This is a genomic window from Kluyvera sp. CHPC 1.2972 (assembly GCF_036759925.1).
Lineage (GTDB): Bacteria > Pseudomonadota > Gammaproteobacteria > Enterobacterales > Enterobacteriaceae > Kluyvera.
In genome coordinates this window covers 1-17008 of the sequence record NZ_JAPKIB010000031.1, presented here as the reverse complement: position 1 = coordinate 17008, position 17008 = coordinate 1, and the positions used below count along the sequence as shown (strand labels likewise).

At 53.5% G+C, this 17008-nt stretch carries 17 protein-coding genes and 1 tRNA gene; 11 read left to right on the top strand and 7 right to left on the bottom strand.

Going from position 1 to position 17008, the window contains the following annotated elements:
* Positions 1 to 91 precede the first annotated feature (91 nt).
* Positions 92 to 177 (top strand) — tRNA-Leu (locus V6944_RS23070).
* 44 nt (positions 178 to 221) lie between these two features.
* Here the strand turns inward: V6944_RS23070 and V6944_RS23065 are convergent.
* On the bottom strand, positions 222 to 461 hold the full coding sequence (locus tag V6944_RS23065) for a DUF1435 domain-containing protein (protein ID WP_333500657.1): 240 nt from the start codon (positions 459 to 461) through the stop codon (positions 222 to 224).
* 231 nt (positions 462 to 692) lie between these two features.
* On the opposite strand from V6944_RS23065, the gene V6944_RS23060 reads away from it, so the two are divergent.
* Together V6944_RS23060 and fhuF are read left to right on the top strand one after the other, a co-directional pair.
* On the top strand, positions 693 to 1757 hold the full coding sequence (locus tag V6944_RS23060; protein ID WP_333500656.1) for a GGDEF domain-containing protein: 1065 nt from the start codon (positions 693 to 695) through the stop codon (positions 1755 to 1757).
* A 101-nt stretch (positions 1758 to 1858) separates the two neighbouring features.
* Positions 1859 to 2647 (top strand): siderophore-iron reductase FhuF, encoded by a 789-nt coding sequence (gene fhuF / locus V6944_RS23055; protein WP_333500655.1) that lies wholly within the window; start codon positions 1859 to 1861, stop codon positions 2645 to 2647.
* A gap of 41 nt (positions 2648 to 2688) precedes the next feature.
* Here fhuF and V6944_RS23050 read toward each other — a convergent pair whose 3' ends face one another.
* Positions 2689 to 4032 (bottom strand): PTS sugar transporter subunit IIC, encoded by a 1344-nt coding sequence (locus tag V6944_RS23050; RefSeq protein ID WP_333500654.1) that lies wholly within the window; start codon positions 4030 to 4032, stop codon positions 2689 to 2691.
* Between the two features lie 337 nt (positions 4033 to 4369).
* Between V6944_RS23050 and V6944_RS23045 the strand changes: the two genes are divergently transcribed.
* Positions 4370 to 4828, top strand: a complete 459-nt coding sequence (locus V6944_RS23045) for a YbaK/EbsC family protein (RefSeq protein ID WP_333500653.1) — start codon at positions 4370 to 4372, stop codon at positions 4826 to 4828.
* On the opposite strand, the gene bglJ is transcribed toward V6944_RS23045, so the two are convergent.
* From bglJ to pobA, 4 genes are all read right to left on the bottom strand, one after another.
* Positions 4825 to 5499 carry a DNA-binding transcriptional activator BglJ gene (gene bglJ / locus V6944_RS23040; protein ID WP_333500652.1) on the bottom strand — a complete coding sequence of 225 codons (675 nt, stop codon included), beginning with the start codon at positions 5497 to 5499 and terminating at the stop codon, positions 4825 to 4827. The genes V6944_RS23045 and bglJ overlap by 4 nt on opposite strands.
* Positions 5460 to 6185 (bottom strand): helix-turn-helix transcriptional regulator, encoded by a 726-nt coding sequence (locus V6944_RS23035; RefSeq protein ID WP_333500651.1) that lies wholly within the window; start codon positions 6183 to 6185, stop codon positions 5460 to 5462. The genes bglJ and V6944_RS23035 overlap by 40 nt, the downstream gene beginning before the upstream one ends.
* Positions 6186 to 6472: 287 nt before the next feature.
* Positions 6473 to 7372 (bottom strand): helix-turn-helix domain-containing protein, encoded by a 900-nt coding sequence (locus V6944_RS23030; protein ID WP_333500650.1) that lies wholly within the window; start codon positions 7370 to 7372, stop codon positions 6473 to 6475.
* A 3-nt stretch (positions 7373 to 7375) separates the two neighbouring features.
* Positions 7376 to 8560 carry a 4-hydroxybenzoate 3-monooxygenase gene (pobA, locus tag V6944_RS23025; protein ID WP_333500649.1) on the bottom strand — a complete coding sequence of 395 codons (1185 nt, stop codon included), beginning with the start codon at positions 8558 to 8560 and terminating at the stop codon, positions 7376 to 7378.
* Between the two features lie 278 nt (positions 8561 to 8838).
* Here pobA and V6944_RS23020 point away from each other — a divergent pair, with 278 nt between their 5' ends.
* The 7 genes from V6944_RS23020 (at position 8839) to V6944_RS22990 (ending at position 15084) form a co-directional block, all read left to right on the top strand.
* Positions 8839 to 9615 (top strand): threonine/serine ThrE exporter family protein, encoded by a 777-nt coding sequence (locus V6944_RS23020; protein ID WP_333500648.1) that lies wholly within the window; start codon positions 8839 to 8841, stop codon positions 9613 to 9615.
* Positions 9606 to 10079, top strand: coding sequence for a threonine/serine exporter (locus V6944_RS23015; RefSeq protein WP_185668232.1), 474 nt, complete (start codon positions 9606 to 9608; stop codon positions 10077 to 10079). The genes V6944_RS23020 and V6944_RS23015 overlap by 10 nt, the downstream gene beginning before the upstream one ends.
* A gap of 113 nt (positions 10080 to 10192) precedes the next feature.
* Positions 10193 to 10732 (top strand): primosomal protein DnaT, encoded by a 540-nt coding sequence (dnaT, locus tag V6944_RS23010; RefSeq protein ID WP_333500647.1) that lies wholly within the window; start codon positions 10193 to 10195, stop codon positions 10730 to 10732.
* 2 nt (positions 10733 to 10734) lie between these two features.
* Positions 10735 to 11472 carry a DNA replication protein DnaC gene (dnaC, locus tag V6944_RS23005; protein ID WP_220440311.1) on the top strand — a complete coding sequence of 246 codons (738 nt, stop codon included), beginning with the start codon at positions 10735 to 10737 and terminating at the stop codon, positions 11470 to 11472.
* A 68-nt stretch (positions 11473 to 11540) separates the two neighbouring features.
* On the top strand, positions 11541 to 12032 hold the full coding sequence (locus tag V6944_RS23000; RefSeq protein WP_333500646.1) for a DUF2501 domain-containing protein: 492 nt from the start codon (positions 11541 to 11543) through the stop codon (positions 12030 to 12032).
* Positions 12033 to 12217: 185 nt separating this feature from the next.
* Positions 12218 to 14512 carry a phosphatidylglycerol--membrane-oligosaccharide glycerophosphotransferase gene (gene opgB, locus V6944_RS22995; RefSeq protein ID WP_333500645.1) on the top strand — a complete coding sequence of 765 codons (2295 nt, stop codon included), beginning with the start codon at positions 12218 to 12220 and terminating at the stop codon, positions 14510 to 14512.
* A gap of 56 nt (positions 14513 to 14568) precedes the next feature.
* On the top strand, positions 14569 to 15084 hold the full coding sequence (locus V6944_RS22990) for a GNAT family N-acetyltransferase (protein ID WP_333500644.1): 516 nt from the start codon (positions 14569 to 14571) through the stop codon (positions 15082 to 15084).
* 27 nt (positions 15085 to 15111) lie between these two features.
* Here V6944_RS22990 and tsr read toward each other — a convergent pair whose 3' ends face one another.
* Positions 15112 to 16779, bottom strand: coding sequence for a methyl-accepting chemotaxis protein (tsr, locus tag V6944_RS22985; RefSeq protein WP_333500643.1), 1668 nt, complete (start codon positions 16777 to 16779; stop codon positions 15112 to 15114).
* Positions 16780 to 17008 lie beyond the last annotated feature (229 nt).

Below are 17008 nucleotides of genomic sequence, written 5' to 3'. Positions count from 1 at the left end.
CTTCAGGTGTTAGTGTCCTTAGGATGTGGGGGTTCGAGTCCCCCCCCTCGCACCAACGAAGCGATATAACAAAAGAAACGAGATAATCTGTGCGAAGGTGGCGGAATTGGTAGACGCGCTAGCTTCAGGTGTTAGTGTCCTTAGGATGTGGGGGTTCGAGTCCCCCCCCTCGCACCAGACTCCTCGTTCTCTCCAGGCAATCCCCCCCCTATTTTTGATAGTCATCCCATTAGCTTTACATTCATCGTTATCAGCACAAGCGCGCCGACAAAGGCAATGCATGACGGCAGCAGCACAAAGTGACGCAACCGACGATGCCATATCATCGCGCCGCTCAGCAGCAGCCCGCACACGATCACGCCGCGCCAGACATCAAGCGACAGCCCCATTGTGCTCAGTATTGCGATTGCACTTCCCGAAATCAGTACACCCCAGCCGCTGCCTAGCGTTCGTTGCAACATGAATCAGCCCATCTAAATGATAATGATTACCAATATCATATATTGTTTTTTGTTAATTGTCTGCTCATGCGCTAAGGTTTCATAATCATTAATGACATGTATATTGTATGGTGATAACTTGTACAAAAAATAGCATGTCTAAATATAAAAAATTCGCGCTCGTGGCTCATGCATTATTCTTGTTTTTGATGCACTTACTTATATATTAAAGGCTGACTACAACATCCAACAATGACAGTACAATCCTGGCGCACCCTGCGTGCGCAAAAATATCAGCTAACGTTCCGGCTATTTTTGTTTCTGAATCTGGTCTCATCGACGCTGTCCGTCTTCAGCCCGATATATGACGTTAATATTTTTCCTCTACCCGCAATGCTGATAGCGGTGGGCAGCAGCGTGCTGCTAGTATGGAACTGGCGATATACCAGTATCAAACCGAATCTCCCTATAGTTTCGGTTATATTCGGCTGCTTATGGGGCTGGCATATTTTAAGTAAAACTTTGGTGCTCGCTTTACCTAATGACAATTTTCAAATGGTGGCGCTATTCAGCGTACTATTTGTCGGCACCATTGCGTTTTCAAATAATATTGTCGCCTTTACCCTCCATTCAATGCCGACCTTTATTGTGTGCCTGATAACGACGCCTTCCGGAGAATGGTGGCGACTGGCCTACTGTATGGCGCTGCCGTTAATTGGCATCGCGATTCAGCATGTGATTCAGCGGCGTAATGATAAGTTCGCGCAGGGGCTGATGTATAAACTGCTGGAAGAGCGCGAAACGCTGAACGGTCTAAGCATGCTCGACCCGCTAACCGGGCTCTATAACCGCCGCGGGTTCCAGTTCCGCCTGGATTCACTGATGTCGATAGGCAAAGCGCAGCACTCCGTCCTGCTGCTGGATATTGACCATTTCAAAGCCTATAACGACCACTATGGCCATATGATGGGCGACCAGGCCCTAATGCGGGTCTCAGCGGCTATTCGTAATGCCGTGCGTTCCAGAGATATTGTGACGCGGTTTGGCGGTGAAGAATTTATGGTGGTACTCCCACATTGCAACGTTGAAACCGCCATACAGATCGCCGAGCGTATTCGTCAGCATGTTTACGATCTCAAAATTCCGCATATGTTCAATTCCAGTGTCGCAACCCACGTGACCCTCAGCATTGGCGTGGCTGCACTGGAGGATAACAATATCGACCAGGCCATGCAGCGCGCGGACAAGGCGCTGTATGAAGCGAAAAATATGGGGCGCAATAACATCCTGACCTACGATCAGGCTCCCGCCGTCTAGGTTCACAAAACGTGAGCGCCGGAGACAAACTTCTTGCGCTCGCTTTTATCTATAGCTAGGATTGCTAATCATTATCATTTAGATTTGAATCCAGCAACGCTATGGCTTACCGTTCCGCACCGATCGCCGATGACCTTATCTGGCGCACGCCGCTTCCCTCAAAGGAGCAAGCGTTCGCTGAGTCAGTGCGCGCCAAAATAGCCGAACTGCGTCCACACTTGCTGGAAATGTTTCGTTTAGGCGAAGCGGCCCCGGATTGTGCCAGAACCCTCAGCGAATGGGCGAAGCCAACGGAGCTAACTTCCCTTCTGGCCGTCTATTCCGATCATATCTACCGCAATCAGCCGACCCTGGCGCGAGAAAATAAACCGCTTCTCTCCCTCTGGGCGCAGTGGTATATCGGCCTGCTGGTACCGCCATTGATGCTCGCACTGCTGACCGAAGAATCTGCTATCTCGCTGAGCCCTGACCATTTCCGCGTGGAATTTCACGAAACGGGCCGTGCGGCCTGCTTCTGGATAGACGTGCGCACTGACGTTCGCGCCAGCCAGAAATCTGCCATCGAACGCATGGACGACCTGGTCAGTCAGGCGTTAATGCCGGTCGTGCAGGCGCTGGAAGCAACGGGAGAGATTAACGGCAAGCTCATCTGGAGTAATACTGGTTATCTGATTAACTGGTATCTCGGTGAAATGAAAGCGCTGTTAGGTGAAGAGCTCGTCAACCAGCTACGTCAGCGCTGTTTCTTTACCAGTACGCTGGCCGACGGTCAGGACAACCCGTTATGGCGTACCGTGGTGTTACGTGACGGACAGCTAGTTCGTCGCACCTGCTGCCAGCGTTACCGCTTGCCCGACGTTAAACAGTGTGGCGACTGTACGCTGAAATAAATAACGGGGCTTTCGCCCCGTTATTTTTTTACTGCTTTCCTTTACGCTGCCTGCTGGCTCTCTTCGGCCGCACGCTGCGCTTCTTCGTTTTCCTGCTCTAACAACTGTTTTTCATACACTTTGAAGAACGGATAGTAGATAACCGCGGAAACGCAGACCAGCAGCACCACCAGAATCGCCGCACGGAAATCCCAGCCTAAAGCCCATGCGCCGCCAATCGGTGCCGGAGCCGTCCACGGTACTACGGAAATCACGCGACCAATCAGATCCAGCTTCATCGCCGCCCACGCCAGAATCGCGTTGACCATCGGTGCCAGCAGGAACGGAATGAAGAACACTGGGTTCATCACAATTGGGGTACCAAAGATAACCGGTTCGTTAATGTTGAACAGGCTTGGCACCACGCTCAGACGACCGATAGAACGCAGGTGTGCTGAACGGCTACGCAGGTAGCAGAACACCAGCCCCATCGTCGCACCGGAACCCCCGACCACGATAAAGAAGGTCCAGAACGCTTCCATAAAGATGTGCGGCAGCGGCGCGCCCTGCGCCAGAGCGGTCTGGTTCAGGCCAAGGTTAGTCAGCCAGAACATCTGCAGCATACCGGAGACAATCGCCGCCCCGTGGATCCCTGCAAACCACAACAGGTGACCAATCAGTACGGCCAGCAGAATCGCCGGTAAGGAGTCAGCGGCGGAAACCAGCGGTTTGAACACGGACATGATGGCCTGAGGGATCAGCATATCGAACTGGCTCTGAATAAACAGGCTCAGCGGATAGAGCGTCAACACCACCACCAGCACCGGGATCAGCAGGTCGAAGGAATTTTTGATCATCGGCGGCACCTGATCCGGCAGGCGGATCCCGATGTTGCGGATTTTCAGGAAACGCATCATCTCCACGCAATAAACGGCCACGAGGATCGCGGTAAAGATCCCGGTTCCCCCCAGGCTATCTACCGGCAGATGACCGCTGGTTTTTGGTGCAGCCACCAGCAGGAACGCCATAATGGAGAGCATTGAACACATGAACGGATCGAGCTGGTTGCTCTTTTCGTAGTGTTTACCGAGGTTATAGGAGATAGCCGCACAGATATAGATAGACATAATGCCCATCGTCATATCAAACGGCGTCAGAATACGGCCTTCAAACTGCTTGGCAAGATCTAACCACGCCCGGGCAAAGCCCCAGGTGGTATCGGGAGAAAACGGCGGATAAGCGAAGACCAGTAAAAACGATCCTACAATCATAAAAGGCATGGCAGAGATAAAACCATCACGAATCGCCATAACGTGACGCTGAGAGGAAATTCGTCCCGCGACCGGGCTAACGTAGTTTTCTACAAAACGGAATATCAGATTAAATGCAGCGTGATTAGCAGACATAACAGCCCTCCTGACAGGCTTTAGACGTCAACACAGCAACAACGATTTTGCCGACATGCAACTGGGCGTACATTGAAGCATCAGGTGTTACGGGTCTGCGACCTGCAATGATGTTCATACCGATACAGTTCATACACGGCTCTTATTATAGATACAAAGGAAGTTACCCCCGCAGTATCAATCGCCTGACGAATAACCGCAACCGGTTACAGTAACCGGTTGCACTGATTGTGAAGGAGATCCAAAAAACAAACAATTTTTGCACAACTTAGCCGCTATATTTACAACTCAGGTAGCTTTATGACAGAGTGACTCGCCGAATTATCAGGAGAGAACCATGAGCCTACAGTCCGTAAAGGAATTCTTTGCCGAGCACGCGCCCGACATCAATATTATCGAGCTTGAGCAAAGTACGGCGACCGTAGCGCTGGCCGCCGCCGCGCACCGCGTTGAGCCCGGGCAAATTGCGAAAACACTCTCGCTGAAGGTGAAAGACCGCGTCATTCTGGTGGTCGCGAAAGGGGATGCCCGTCTGGACAACAAAAAGTTGAAAGAGACCTTTGGCGCGAAGGCGCGCATGCTAAGTAGTGATGAAGTGGTGGTTCTCACCGGGCACCCGGTCGGCGGCGTCTGCCCCTTCGGCCTGGAGAATCCGCTGGCGGTTTACTGTGATGTCTCGCTGCAGCAATACGAAGAAGTTCTTCCTGCTGCAGGAGCCATACACAGCGCAGTACGCATTTCCCCAGAACGAATGGCTAGCCTTACCGCCGCCACATGGGTGGATGTCTGTCTCTAAAAAACGGATGACGCGCTGGCATTGTTCATATCATGCAACGATACCAGCAGGTCGGCGGCGCTCAGCAACCCAATATCAGAATTCACCCCCAGTTTCGTCATCGCATTAAATTTATGCGCGCGAATGGTTTTGATATTCCGGCCCAGTTGCTGAGAAATATCCATCAACGAATAGCCGTAGGTCATATAACGCAGGATCAAATTCTCAGTCGGACTGAGAAACCGGTTTTCACGCAGAGCAGCGAAGCCCTCCATTGCCTCACGATCTTCTATCGCTTCATTCAGTAATGCAAACACGCTGTGTCGTAGATCGCTTAACGTGTCAGATTTACTGAGCACACCATGAATGTAGGTGGGCGACAGGTGCCGAATTAGCGCGGCTTCTTCTTTATCGTTAGCCAGAATACCGCGCATAACCTCTGGTTGATGGTTGGCAATTTCCCCCATCGCCAACAGGCATTCAATACGAAGTTCACGTGTACCGGAGAGACAATACATTACGGCGTCAAACTGGCCTTGCCTGGCCGCCAGCTTAAATTCAGCAATGGTGCGAAAAAAATGGAAAGTAAAATGCCTATCACGAGCGCTCATCAGTAGATGGCGTAGCCCTACCGCCGTCACATTACAATACTCTATGATAGCGACGCGCTGCTTCCTGCCGCATTTTTCCATTCGACTTGCTCCCCATAGGCTGAATAGAGATTGAGTTCCTTCATTCCCTGATTGCTGTTGAGCCAGGCATACATTTCCGCATTACTACGCAGTGACAGGCGGCGCATCGCACTATTTTTTTGTGCACTGATAGTTTTATTACTCTTTTTCAGCAATGCGGCAATTTGGTTAATGCCCCATCCTTTCGCCAGCAGGCGCAGCACTTTCCGTTCGGACAACGTCAACATAATCAGCCGCTGATGGTCGTCATCCGCCTCCACGTCATGCTGCTGAGAAAGCAACATTTCGCTGACGTTATCCGTGCTAGCATTTTCCTGCTGAATGGCTTTAATCACCCGTTCCACGGAGTCAGAATCTGAAAGCAGCGTACTTTCCGGACGCATTAAAAATTCAACGGCCAGCGCGTAGTACTGCCGACTAATCATAAAGATCCAGTGAATATCACGGTATTGCGATAGCAGCGTATAATATTGCTCGCAGAGCGCGCGCGGGTTACCAATATCGCCAGAAAAATCAACGATAACGACATCAGTACGGCGAAGCTGGAGGAGCGTAAGCTGCTCAAGGGATTGGCAAAAATTGAGCTCGTAATTCGGTAAATGCATTCGCATGATGGAATTCAGCCCGGACTGCATAACGGGTATTTTGCTGATAATCACTGCGAACTTGCAGTACACTGGCGTCATATAACCTCCGTATCCTTTCGAAGATTCGTTTCCTGAATATATTTTTACTCAATTAAATAAGCGTATTCACAGGAAATGAATCGGTCCATTTCTATTTCCCTTTAATAGCGGCATAATGCTCTTCGGTTAATTATCAAATAAACCTTACCGCTGCATGACTTTACTTGTGCGATGATATCATCTGGTTAGCAGGACTAACTACGACAGTATGGCATATCAATGAATAAGAGGTTGCTTAGAAAATATTAATACCCCGATAAGCAAAATTAACTATTCAGGAAAACACCTTAATCAGACAGTACCATTTTCATTTTGAATTCTTTAGGCGTCATCCCTTCCCGCTTGCGGAAGAAACGCGAAAAATAGGTCACGTCGCTAAATCCCAGATAATCAGAAACCTGTGTGATGGTCATGCTGGTGTACTGCAGGCTACGCTTTGCTTCAATCAGCAGTCGTTGATGTAGAACGTTTAACGCACTGGTGCCGTGGTATTCACGACACAGGCAGTTCAAATGCGTGGTGGAGACCCGGAGCCTCTGCGCATAATCGGCCAACGATAAATGTTCACGGTAGTGTCCCTCAATCAGTCGGCTAAACTGGCGCAGCACGCTGCGCTTACGCTCGTTTTTATCCTTTACCACGCCTCCTGTCTTACCCTGTCGATTAAGCCATACGAGCAGTGCGCTTAACAGCGAATAGAGCATCATCTCCCGCGCGTCGTGGTCCTGGGTGTACTCTTCCAGCAGTGTGGCAAACAGGGTACGGATATGGTGGCCGGAACGATTGACCGGAATACAGCCGGGCTGGTTCAGCATATCCAACGGTTGCCCAAACTGCGTCTCCAGACGGCTTAACAGCGGTAACGCAAGCGAAAGCACGTAGCCTTGCGTCCCCGGCGAAAAACGAAAACCGTGCACGCAGAGCGCGGGCACCACCTGAATAGAGGATTCACTCACCACCAGGCGCTCTCCCTCTACTTCTATTTCAGCCTGCCCTTTGTGCAAATACAGCAGTTGCACCAGCTCGGCATGCTGGTGCACCCGAATATGCCATTCGTAGAGGCTGCTCCGTTTATGGATCGATTCACAATGCAGCAGATCGGGTGTCGGCCAGCCCATATGCTCGCCATAGAGCTTAAATACCGGCACCACCTCCGGTATATTCACGTCGACACCCGCTCTTTTCATCGTCTACTCCACCGTTTCATAAGGCAGCCCCACGTAGTTTTCGGCAATCGTCGTCAGGCCAGCCTGCGAGCTGAGATAGTACTGGCGATCGGCCTCCTGCATTTTTCTGGCAAACGGACTCTGGTCCTGAAAATCGTGCAACAGATGGGTCATAAACCAGCTAAAGCGTTCGCCTTTCCAGACCCGGTTCAGCGCCAGCTGCGAATAACGGCTCAGCAGGTCGGCCCGCCCATTCTGATAATACTGCCGCAGGATACGCCACAGATAATTCACATCCGAAACGGCCAAATTCAGCCCTTTTGCTCCGGTGGGCGGCACAATATGCGCGGCATCGCCGACCAGGAACATCCGCCCGTACTGCATTGGCTCTACCACATAGCTACGTAGTGGCGCGATGCTCTTCTCAAGTGAGTGACCAGTCACTAACTTTTGGCTCAGCTCGTCCGGCAAGCGACGCTTCAGCTCCCCCCAGAAGCGTTCGTCAGACCATTGTTCAACGCTGTCGGTCAACGGAACCTGTAGATAGTAGCGGCTTCTAGTTAGTGAGCGCTGACTACACAATACAAACCCACGCTCATGATGCGCGTAAATCAGTTCCGGGTTGACCGGCGGCGTGTCAGAGAGCAGCCCCAGCCAACCAAATGGCCAAATGCTTTCATACTCACGCAAAATGTCGCGAGGAATGCTCTGGCGGGAAACGCCGTGGAAACCGTCACAACCGGCGACAAATTCACATTCCAGACGGCAGCGTTCGCCGTTTTTCATAAAGGTGACAGAGGGCTTATCGCTTTTCAGGTCGTGCAGTTCAACCTGTTCAACGCCATAAATCGTCTGCGCGCCGCTGGCCTGCCGCGCTTCCATCAAATCGCGCGTCACCTCGGTCTGCCCATAAACCATCACGCTCTTTCCACCGGTCAATTCACTCAGCGGCACGGGGATCCGTCGGTCGGCAAACAGGAACTCCACGCCGTGGTGAATCAGCCCTTCTGCCTCCATACGACGAGCGACGCCCGCTTCACGCAGCAGTTCGACGGTACCGTTTTCGAGGATCCCGGCGCGGATACGCCCCAGCACATACTCCGGGGTCTGACGTTCCAGGATCACGGTTTTAATGCCCGCATTATGCAACAGCTGGCCTAACAGCAGCCCGGAAGGCCCGGCACCAATAATGGCAACTTGCGTGTTCATGGGTGACCTCGCACTCTGGTTAATTATTTGTTTATTTTGTGTATAGATAAAGTTTCAGAATGCATTTTTGATAAGTCAGAGGGGAAAAAGAAGGTCAGAATCCGTTCAAAAATTGCACTTTTGAACAGTTTTGCAAAAGTGTGGGCGACATCAACTCTTCAACAAAAACGGTAGGCCGCCGAATTTTTGCACATTGTTTGATCCTGGCCGGATTGCTCTCCCATGCTCTTCGGGTAAAAGTAGGTCATTACATCGGCGTTCTCGATACCGGGATCATTATGGAAGTAGATCAGTCAGAACAACGCATCGTCACACGGCTTTGTATTCAGTGCGGTCTTTTTTTACTCCAGCATGGGGCGGAGAGCGCCCTGGTTGAGGAGCTATCAACGCGTCTGGGGCGCGCGCTGGGGATGGACAGCGTCGAAAGCGCAATCTCGTCGAACGCGATTGTGCTAACCACCATTAAAGACGGGCAGTGCCTGACCTCCACGCGCAAAAATAGCGATCGCGGCATTAACATGCACGTGGTCACGGAGGTACAGCACATCGTCATTATGGCCGAGCACAAATTGCTGGACTATAAGGATGTCGGCAAGCGCTTCACGCAGATTAAACCGCTGCGCTACCCGCGCTGGCTGGTTGTGCTGATGGTGGGCCTCTCCTGCGCCTGTTTCTGCAAGCTCAACAACGGTGGTTGGGACGGTGCGCTCATCACCTTCTGCGCCAGCACTATCGCCATGTACATCCGTCAGGTGCTAACCCACCGTTCAATGCACCCGCAGATTAACTTCGGCCTGACCGCTTTTGTCGCCACCACCGTCTCCGGCCTGATGCTACAGCTACCCGCCTTTCATCAGACCTCGACGGTAGCGATGGCGGCCAGCGTGCTGTTGCTGGTGCCTGGCTTCCCGTTGATTAACGCGGTTGCCGACATGTTCAAAGGCCATATCAACACCGGTCTGGCGCGCTGGGCAATTGCCAGCCTGCTGACGCTGGCGACCTGCGTCGGCGTGGTGATGGCGATGACGTTATGGGGGCTACGCGGATGGGTGTGATGCATTTCCTGTTCTTACTGGCGCAGGACGCCGTACTGTCGGCGATTCCCGCCGTTGGGTTCGCCATGGTCTTTAACGTCCCGCAGCGCGCGCTGCCCTGGTGTGCGCTGCTGGGGGCGATCGGCCATACCTCACGATTCGCCATGATGACCGCCGGGTTCAATATCGAGTGGGCCACCTTCCTGGCGGCGCTGCTGGTCGGCAGCATCGGCATCCAGTGGTCGCGCTGGTATCTGGCGCACCCGAAGATCTTCACCGTCGCCGCCGTCATTCCAATGTTCCCCGGTATTTCGGCGTACACGGCGATGATTTCTGCGGTCAAAATCAGCCACTTCGGCTATTCCGAAGAGCTGATGATCATGCTGCTGAGCAATTTCCTGAAGGCATCGTCTATCGTCGGCGCGCTCTCTATCGGGCTGTCGATTCCGGGCCTGTGGCTCTATCGTAAACGCCCAAGAGTGTGAAGCATCGGCGGTACGGGGAGTGCCGCCTATCCCATAGCTTGTGCTACTATGTGCACTATTACGGCGGTATTTCCGCCCCCTTCCCGTTGTTTTTTCAGTATTGAGATAGTGTTATGTCTTCTCGTATTTTAACGCCTAACGTGATCGGTATTGACGCTTTCGTCGCCGATCCTGCTGCGATTCTTGCGCAAACGCAGGGCGGTGCGCTCGCCGTGTTTGCCAATAATCAGCCCGCGTTCTATGCCATTACGCAGGAACGTCTGGCGCAACTCCTGGCGCTGGAAGAAAAGCTATCCCGACCGGGTAGCGACGTGACGCTGGATGCACAATTTTTTGAAGAGCCAACCCCGGCGCCTATCGCCATCCCCATGGGCAAATTTGCCATGTACGCGGGCTGGCAGCCTGACGCCGAGTTCCTGCGCCTTTCCGCGCTGTGGGGTATCGCATTAAGCGAGCCCGTGACGCCGGAAGAACTCGCTTCTTTCGTCGCCTACTGGCAGGCGGAGGGGAAAGTATTTCATCATGTACAGTGGCAGCAAAAGCTGGCGCGTAGCGTACAGATGGGCCGGGCCAACAATAACGGCCAAACGCGCCGCGATATCAACACCGTCAGCGAGCCTGACAGTCATATTCCACCGGGTTTCAGAGGTTGAGCATGAAAGACGTTGGTGAATTAATGAAGCGCCTGCAGAAAATGATGCCGGCGCATATCGAACCGGCATTTAAAACCGGCGAAGAACTGCTAGCCTGGCAGAAGGAACAGGGCGAGATCCGCGCCGCCGCGCTGGCGCGTGAGAACCGCGCCATGAAAATGCAGCGCACCTTTAACCGCTCCGGCATTCGCCCGCTGCATCAAAACTGTTCGTTTGAAAACTACCGCGTTGAAAACGAAGGCCAGATGAACGCGCTGGCGAAAGCGAGGCAGTACGTGGAGGAGTTCGATGGCAACATCGCGAGCTTTATCTTCTCCGGCAAGCCGGGTACCGGGAAAAACCATCTCGCCGCCGCCATCTGCAACGAGCTGCTGCTGCGGGGCAAATCGGTGCTGATCATTACCGTGGCCGATATTATGTCCGCCATGAAAGAGACCTTCGGTAATCGGGAAACCAGTGAAGAGCAGCTGTTGAGCGATCTCAGCAATGTCGACCTGTTGGTAATCGATGAGATCGGCATGCAGACCGAATCACGCTATGAAAAAGTGATCATCAATCAGATTGTCGATCGCCGTTCTTCATCCAAACGCCCGACCGGCATGCTCACCAACAGCAATCTTGATGAAATGAATAAGATGCTGGGTGAGCGCGTGATGGACCGTATGCGCCTCGGTAATAGCCTATGGGTAATCTTCAACTGGGAGAGTTATCGCAGCCGCGTCACCGGCAAAGAGTATTAAGATAAATCCGGTGAATGATAGGCGTATACTCATCACGCCAACTTTTAATAGCACACACGAGTACACCCATGAAATCAGTAAAATCGATGCTTTGCCGAGTTATTATTGCCAGCGCGTTTGTGTCTACCGCTGCGGGCGCCGTATCGTTAAATGATCTGAGCAGCGCAGCTACCCAGCTTACCGGTGGTAGCAGCTCGTCACAGACTGGCGGCACGTCGCTCTCTTCGCTCACCAGCCTGCTTAACGGTGGCAGCCAGTCTCTGAGCTCCAGCAGCATGAACAATGCGGCGGGGATCCTGGGCTACTGCGCGAAAGAGAAGCTGGCCTCCGTCACTAACGTCGACAACGTGAAAAATCAGGTGCTGGATAAACTGGGCCTCAACACACAGGCAGAACAGAAACAGGATACCGGCTATATGGAAGGTATTCAGGGTCTGCTGAATGCGAAAGATGGCCAGAAACTCGACCTCGATAGCCTGGGCAACACTGAACTGGGCAAGAAAGTGAAAGCAAAAGCCTGCGATTTCGTCTTAAAACAAGGCGTTAACTACATTTCCTGATGCTATTCCTGCGGCGAGCGCCCTGTTCGCCGCAAATTTACCGCTCAAAATATGGTCATTTCTAAACCAATTCTGAATAACAGCACACTTTCGCTACGATAGAATTGCAGACAGATGACGGCACAATTACATTGTGAAGTTAACTTCTGTTCCGCCAGAGATCCTGGCGCTGTTGAGGACGTGTAGTGTCAGAGTTGTTATCCCTCGTGCTTTTTCTCGCTTCCATCGCCATCTATGCCTGGAAAGCGGGGCGTAACAAATGGTGGTTTGCTGCCACCCTAACGGTATTGGGCCTGTTTGTGGTCCTGAATATCACTCTGTACGCAAGCGACTACTTTACCGGCGATGGGATCAACGACGCCGTGCTCTACACGCTGACCAACAGCCTGACGGGCGCTGGCGTGAGCAAATATATTCTGCCTGGCATCGGTCTCGTGGCCGGGCTGATTGCCGTCTTTGCTGCGCTAGGCTGGGTCCTGCGCCGCCGCCGTCACCATCCTCATCATTTCGGTTATAGCCTGGTCGCCCTGGCCCTGGCCGTGGGCTCCGTGGACGCCAGCCCGGCGTTTCGCCAGATTAGCGAGCTGGTAAAGTCGCAGTCCCGCGATGGCGATCCCGACTTCGCGGCCTACTACAAAGAGCCGTCGAAGACGATCCCGAACCCGAAAATGAACCTGGTTTATATCTATGGCGAAAGCCTGGAGCGCACCTATTTTGACGATCAGGCCTTCCCAAACCTGACGCCAGAACTGGGCTCGCTGAAAAACGAGGGGATCGATTTTAGCCACACCATGCAGCTGCCCGGTACCGACTACACCATCGCCGGGATGGTCGCTTCGCAGTGTGGTATTCCGCTCTTCGCGCCGTTTGAGGGTAACGCCTCCGCCTCGCTGTCGAGCTTCTTCCCGCAGAACATCTGCCTTGGCGATATCCTGAAAAACTCGGGCTATGAAAACTATTTCGTACAGGGTGCCAACCTGCGCTTTGCCGGGAAAGACGTGTTCCTGAAATCGCACGGCTTTGACTATCTGTACGGTGCTGAAGAGCTGAAAACCACCGTCGCCGACCCGAGCTACAAAAACGATTGGGGCTACTACGACGACACCGTGCTGGATGAAGCGTGGAAGAAATTCGAGTCGCTGTCCCAGGAAGGCAAGCGCTTCTCGCTGTTTACCCTAACTGTGGATACCCACCACCCGGACGGCTTTATCTCGCGCTCCTGCAACCGCAAAAAGTATGAGATCGGTGGTAAAACGAACCAGTCGTTTAGCGCCGTGACCTGTAGCCAGGAAAATATTGCGGAATTTATCAATAAAATCAAAGCATCGCCGTATTTTAAGAACACCATTATTGTCGTTTCTTCTGACCATTTGGCGATGAAAAACACCGCCTGGGACTACCTCAACAAGCAGGATCGCAGCAACCTGTTCTTTGTGATTCGCGGCGACCAGCCGGACGAGCAGGACGTGCTGGCAGTGAAGCGCAATACCATGGATAACGGGGCGACGGTACTGGATCTGCTCGGTGGCGATAACTTTATCGGCCTTGGCCGCAGCAGCCTGTCGGGCCAGTCGCTCTCTGAGGTGTTCCTCAACATGAAGGAGAAGGTGCTGGCCTGGAAGCCGGACGTTATTCGCCTGTGGAACTTCCCGAAAGAGATCAAAAACTTCTCTATCGATACCCAGAAAAACATGATCGCCTTCTCCGGTAGTCACTTCCGCCTGCCGCTGCTGCTGCGCGTCTCCGATAATCGCGTTGAGCCGCTGCCGGAAAGCGAGTACTCCGCCCCGCTGCGCTATCAGCTGGCGGATTTCGCCCCGCGCGATAACTTCGTCTGGGTGGATCGCTGCTACAAGATGGGCCAGATGTGGTCGCAAAATCTGTCGCTCTCCACCGATTGGTGCGTGTCTCAGGGGCAGCTTGGCGGCGAGCAAAAAGTTCAGCACGTGGATAAAGCCCAGTGGAACGGCAAAACCGAGTTTAAAGACACGGTGATCGACATGGTGCGTTACAACGGCAACGTGAATTCACTTAAAACCGTCGACAACGATATTCGCTATAAAGCAGACAGCTTTATCTTCAACGTCGCAGGCGCGCCGGAAGAGGTGAAATCCTTCAGCGGCATCTCCCGTCCGGAGTCCTGGGGACGCTGGTCCAACGCCCAGCTAGGCCAGGAGGTGAAGATTGAGTATCAGCACCCGCTGCCGAAGCGCTTTGATTTGGTCATTACCGCCAAAGCTTTTGGTCCGAACGCCGATAAACCCATTCCCGTTCGCGTTGGCAACAGCGAACAAACGCTGACGCTGGGCAATGAGGTCAGCACCACAACGCTGCACTTCGATAACCCAGCGGATGCCAGCACGCTGGTTATCGTGCCACCGGATCCGCAGTCGACTAACGAGGGCAATATCCTCGGCCACTCACCGCGCCGGCTCGGTATCGGGATGGTAGAAATCAAAGTCATCGCCTCCGAGGGTTAACTGGCTCCACGCCCGGCAGCCCCCCCGCTGCCGGGCAAAACAAGAAAAAATCGCCGATGATCTTCTCCGTTCGCCCGACCACTATTGCCGACACCGCCCTTCTACCCGCCATTGAGCAGGACGCAGGGCAGCGTTTTCGAGATATTCCTGAATTGACCTGGATTGCCGATGGCCCAGTCATTTCGCTGGAAAATCACCAACAGTTCGTTCGTCGGGGAATGAGCTGGGTAGCGCTGGCAGATAACAGGCCAGTGGGCTTTCTGCTGGCAGAAGCACAGGGAAAATCGCTATTTATCGTCGAAATTTCGCTGCATCGTGCATGGCAAGGAAAAGGGTTAGGCCGCAAACTGATGGCCTATATGCAAGCATGGGCCTCACAGCGACGCTTTAGTGAATTAACGCTCACCACTTTTCGGGATGTGCCCTGGAACGCGCCGTGGTATGCCCGAATGGGATTCGAAATGCTGCCGGAAACGTCGCTGAGCGCCGTGATACGGCAAAAACTGGAGCAAGAAGTGGCGCACGGCATGGCGTATGAATCACGCTGCGCCATGCGCCTGATGCTGAGCTAATGCGCCCTGACAGGGGCGCATGTCATATCAGAAGGTTTCCCAGTTTTCCCCGGTGTCGGTTGCCGCCGCTTTACGCAGCGTACCCGGCGCTGGCGCAGTGGCCACGCTGACCGGTTCGCGCGCGGTACTTGCCTGGCCCTGCTGAATGCGGAACACGGCCACCGCCTGCGTTAGTCGGCTAGCCTGCTCTTCCAGCGCCGCAGCGGCTGCCGCGGACTCTTCCACCAGCGAGGCGTTCTGCTGGGTAACACGATCCATTTCCGATACCGCGAGGCCAACCTGGTCGATACCCCGGCTCTGCTCGTCAGATGCGGAAGCAATTTCGCCCATGATATCGGTTACGCGGGTTACCGCATTCACGATTTCATCCATGGTTTCGCCCGCGCTTTCTACCAGCGTGGAACCGAGGTCAACGCGATTTACCGAATCTTCAATCAGACTCTTAATTTCTCGTGCCGCCTGGGCGCTGCGCTGCGCCAGGTTGCGAACTTCACCTGCGACCACTGCAAAACCACGCCCCTGTTCACCGGCACGTGCGGCTTCCACCGCGGCGTTCAGCGCCAGAATGTTGGTCTGGAAGGCAATACCGTCAATCACGCTGATAATGTCGGCGATTTTCTGCGAACTGGCAGTGATATCGCGCATGGTCTGCACCACGTTATCCACGACTTTACCGCCCTTCTGCGCGGTTTCCGATGCGCTCAGCGCCAGATGGCTCGCCTGACGGGCGTTTTCGGCGTTCTGCTTCACGGTTGCCGTCAGCTCTTCCATACTCGCCGCCGTCTCTTCCAGAGAAGCCGCCTGCTGCTCGGTACGTGAAGAGAGATCGTTGTTACCCATCGCAATTTCACTCGCGCCGCTGTAAATCGCGTGGGCCCCCTGACGAACTTCACCCACGGTGCGCGCCAGTTCACCCTGCATATGGCGCAGAGAGTGTGCCAGCTCGCCCATTTCGTTGTCGCTTTCCACGTCGATGCGTTTGACCAGGTCACCGCCCGCAATGTGGCGAATGCTGTCGATTAAACGATTCAGTGGTTCGATAAGCGTTTTGCGCACCCCCAGCCAGACGGAGATGATCACGGCCAGTACGGCGATCATCACGCTAAACAGGATCCACATGGCCTGCGTGTAGGAGGCATTGCTGTCGTTGACCGCCAGGTCGTACAGGCTGTCGTTCTGTTGCAGATAGTTGACGTACGCCTTCTCAAAGCCGTCCTGATAACCCTGAGTCGGTTGGTCGAAGAAGTCGTTGATTTTGCCTGCGCCCAGCAGTTGGATAAGCTCGGACAGCGCGCCGTGGTAGATGTCGTAGTTACGTTTGATTTCCAGCGCTGCCGCTTCGCTCTGACGTGGGTCACGCGGCATCGCTTCGTACTCGGTCCAGCGTTTTTCCGCATCAGACAGTGATTTGGTGGCAATCTGCATCAACTCGGCAACGGTAGCGCCGCTGCCGATATTGTTCTGATCCATCATGTAACGGATCCCGGCACGGTTCAGGGTATTGCGGGTTTGCAGCAGAGCAACCCAGCTCCCGTTCAGCCCGGACTGCTGCTGACGCACGGTTTGCAGAATAGTGAAGTTCTCTTTGTCATGCTTCAAAGAGTTAAAGAACAGTCCCCCTGACGCCAGTTGTAACAGGCCAAACAACACCAAAACCAGCACGAGGCTGGTGACGATCTTTATACGTTTTAACATGTTTCTCTTTCCTCCGGACGAATAACGAGTTTTCGGCGGGAAAAGACAAAACTTTATAGAAAATGTGACTATTAATACGCGGTAACGGCGCGATTTTGCATCAGCGGTCGGTATTTCCCCGGGGTCGGCGTAAACGCCTCGCCCGGGCTACAAAAGTAGAGTAGCCCGGCCAAGCGCATGTACGACCGGATACATAGGTAACACTTCAGACCGGGAACATAGGTAACAC

Coding starts and splice junctions, on each gene's coding strand:
- V6944_RS23065 (WP_333500657.1), bottom strand. CDS start 461: ATGTTGCAACGAACGCTAGGCAGCGGCTGGGGTGTACTGATTTCGGGA.
- V6944_RS23060 (WP_333500656.1), top strand. CDS start 693: ATGACAGTACAATCCTGGCGCACCCTGCGTGCGCAAAAATATCAGCTA.
- fhuF (WP_333500655.1), top strand. CDS start 1,859: ATGGCTTACCGTTCCGCACCGATCGCCGATGACCTTATCTGGCGCACG.
- V6944_RS23050 (WP_333500654.1), bottom strand. CDS start 4,032: ATGTCTGCTAATCACGCTGCATTTAATCTGATATTCCGTTTTGTAGAA.
- V6944_RS23045 (WP_333500653.1), top strand. CDS start 4,370: ATGAGCCTACAGTCCGTAAAGGAATTCTTTGCCGAGCACGCGCCCGAC.
- bglJ (WP_333500652.1), bottom strand. CDS start 5,499: ATGGAAAAATGCGGCAGGAAGCAGCGCGTCGCTATCATAGAGTATTGT.
- V6944_RS23035 (WP_333500651.1), bottom strand. CDS start 6,185: ATGACGCCAGTGTACTGCAAGTTCGCAGTGATTATCAGCAAAATACCC.
- V6944_RS23030 (WP_333500650.1), bottom strand. CDS start 7,372: ATGAAAAGAGCGGGTGTCGACGTGAATATACCGGAGGTGGTGCCGGTA.
- pobA (WP_333500649.1), bottom strand. CDS start 8,560: ATGAACACGCAAGTTGCCATTATTGGTGCCGGGCCTTCCGGGCTGCTG.
- V6944_RS23020 (WP_333500648.1), top strand. CDS start 8,839: ATGGAAGTAGATCAGTCAGAACAACGCATCGTCACACGGCTTTGTATT.
- V6944_RS23015 (WP_185668232.1), top strand. CDS start 9,606: ATGGGTGTGATGCATTTCCTGTTCTTACTGGCGCAGGACGCCGTACTG.
- dnaT (WP_333500647.1), top strand. CDS start 10,193: ATGTCTTCTCGTATTTTAACGCCTAACGTGATCGGTATTGACGCTTTC.
- dnaC (WP_220440311.1), top strand. CDS start 10,735: ATGAAAGACGTTGGTGAATTAATGAAGCGCCTGCAGAAAATGATGCCG.
- V6944_RS23000 (WP_333500646.1), top strand. CDS start 11,541: ATGAAATCAGTAAAATCGATGCTTTGCCGAGTTATTATTGCCAGCGCG.
- V6944_RS22990 (WP_333500644.1), top strand. CDS start 14,569: ATGATCTTCTCCGTTCGCCCGACCACTATTGCCGACACCGCCCTTCTA.
- tsr (WP_333500643.1), bottom strand. CDS start 16,779: ATGTTAAAACGTATAAAGATCGTCACCAGCCTCGTGCTGGTTTTGGTG.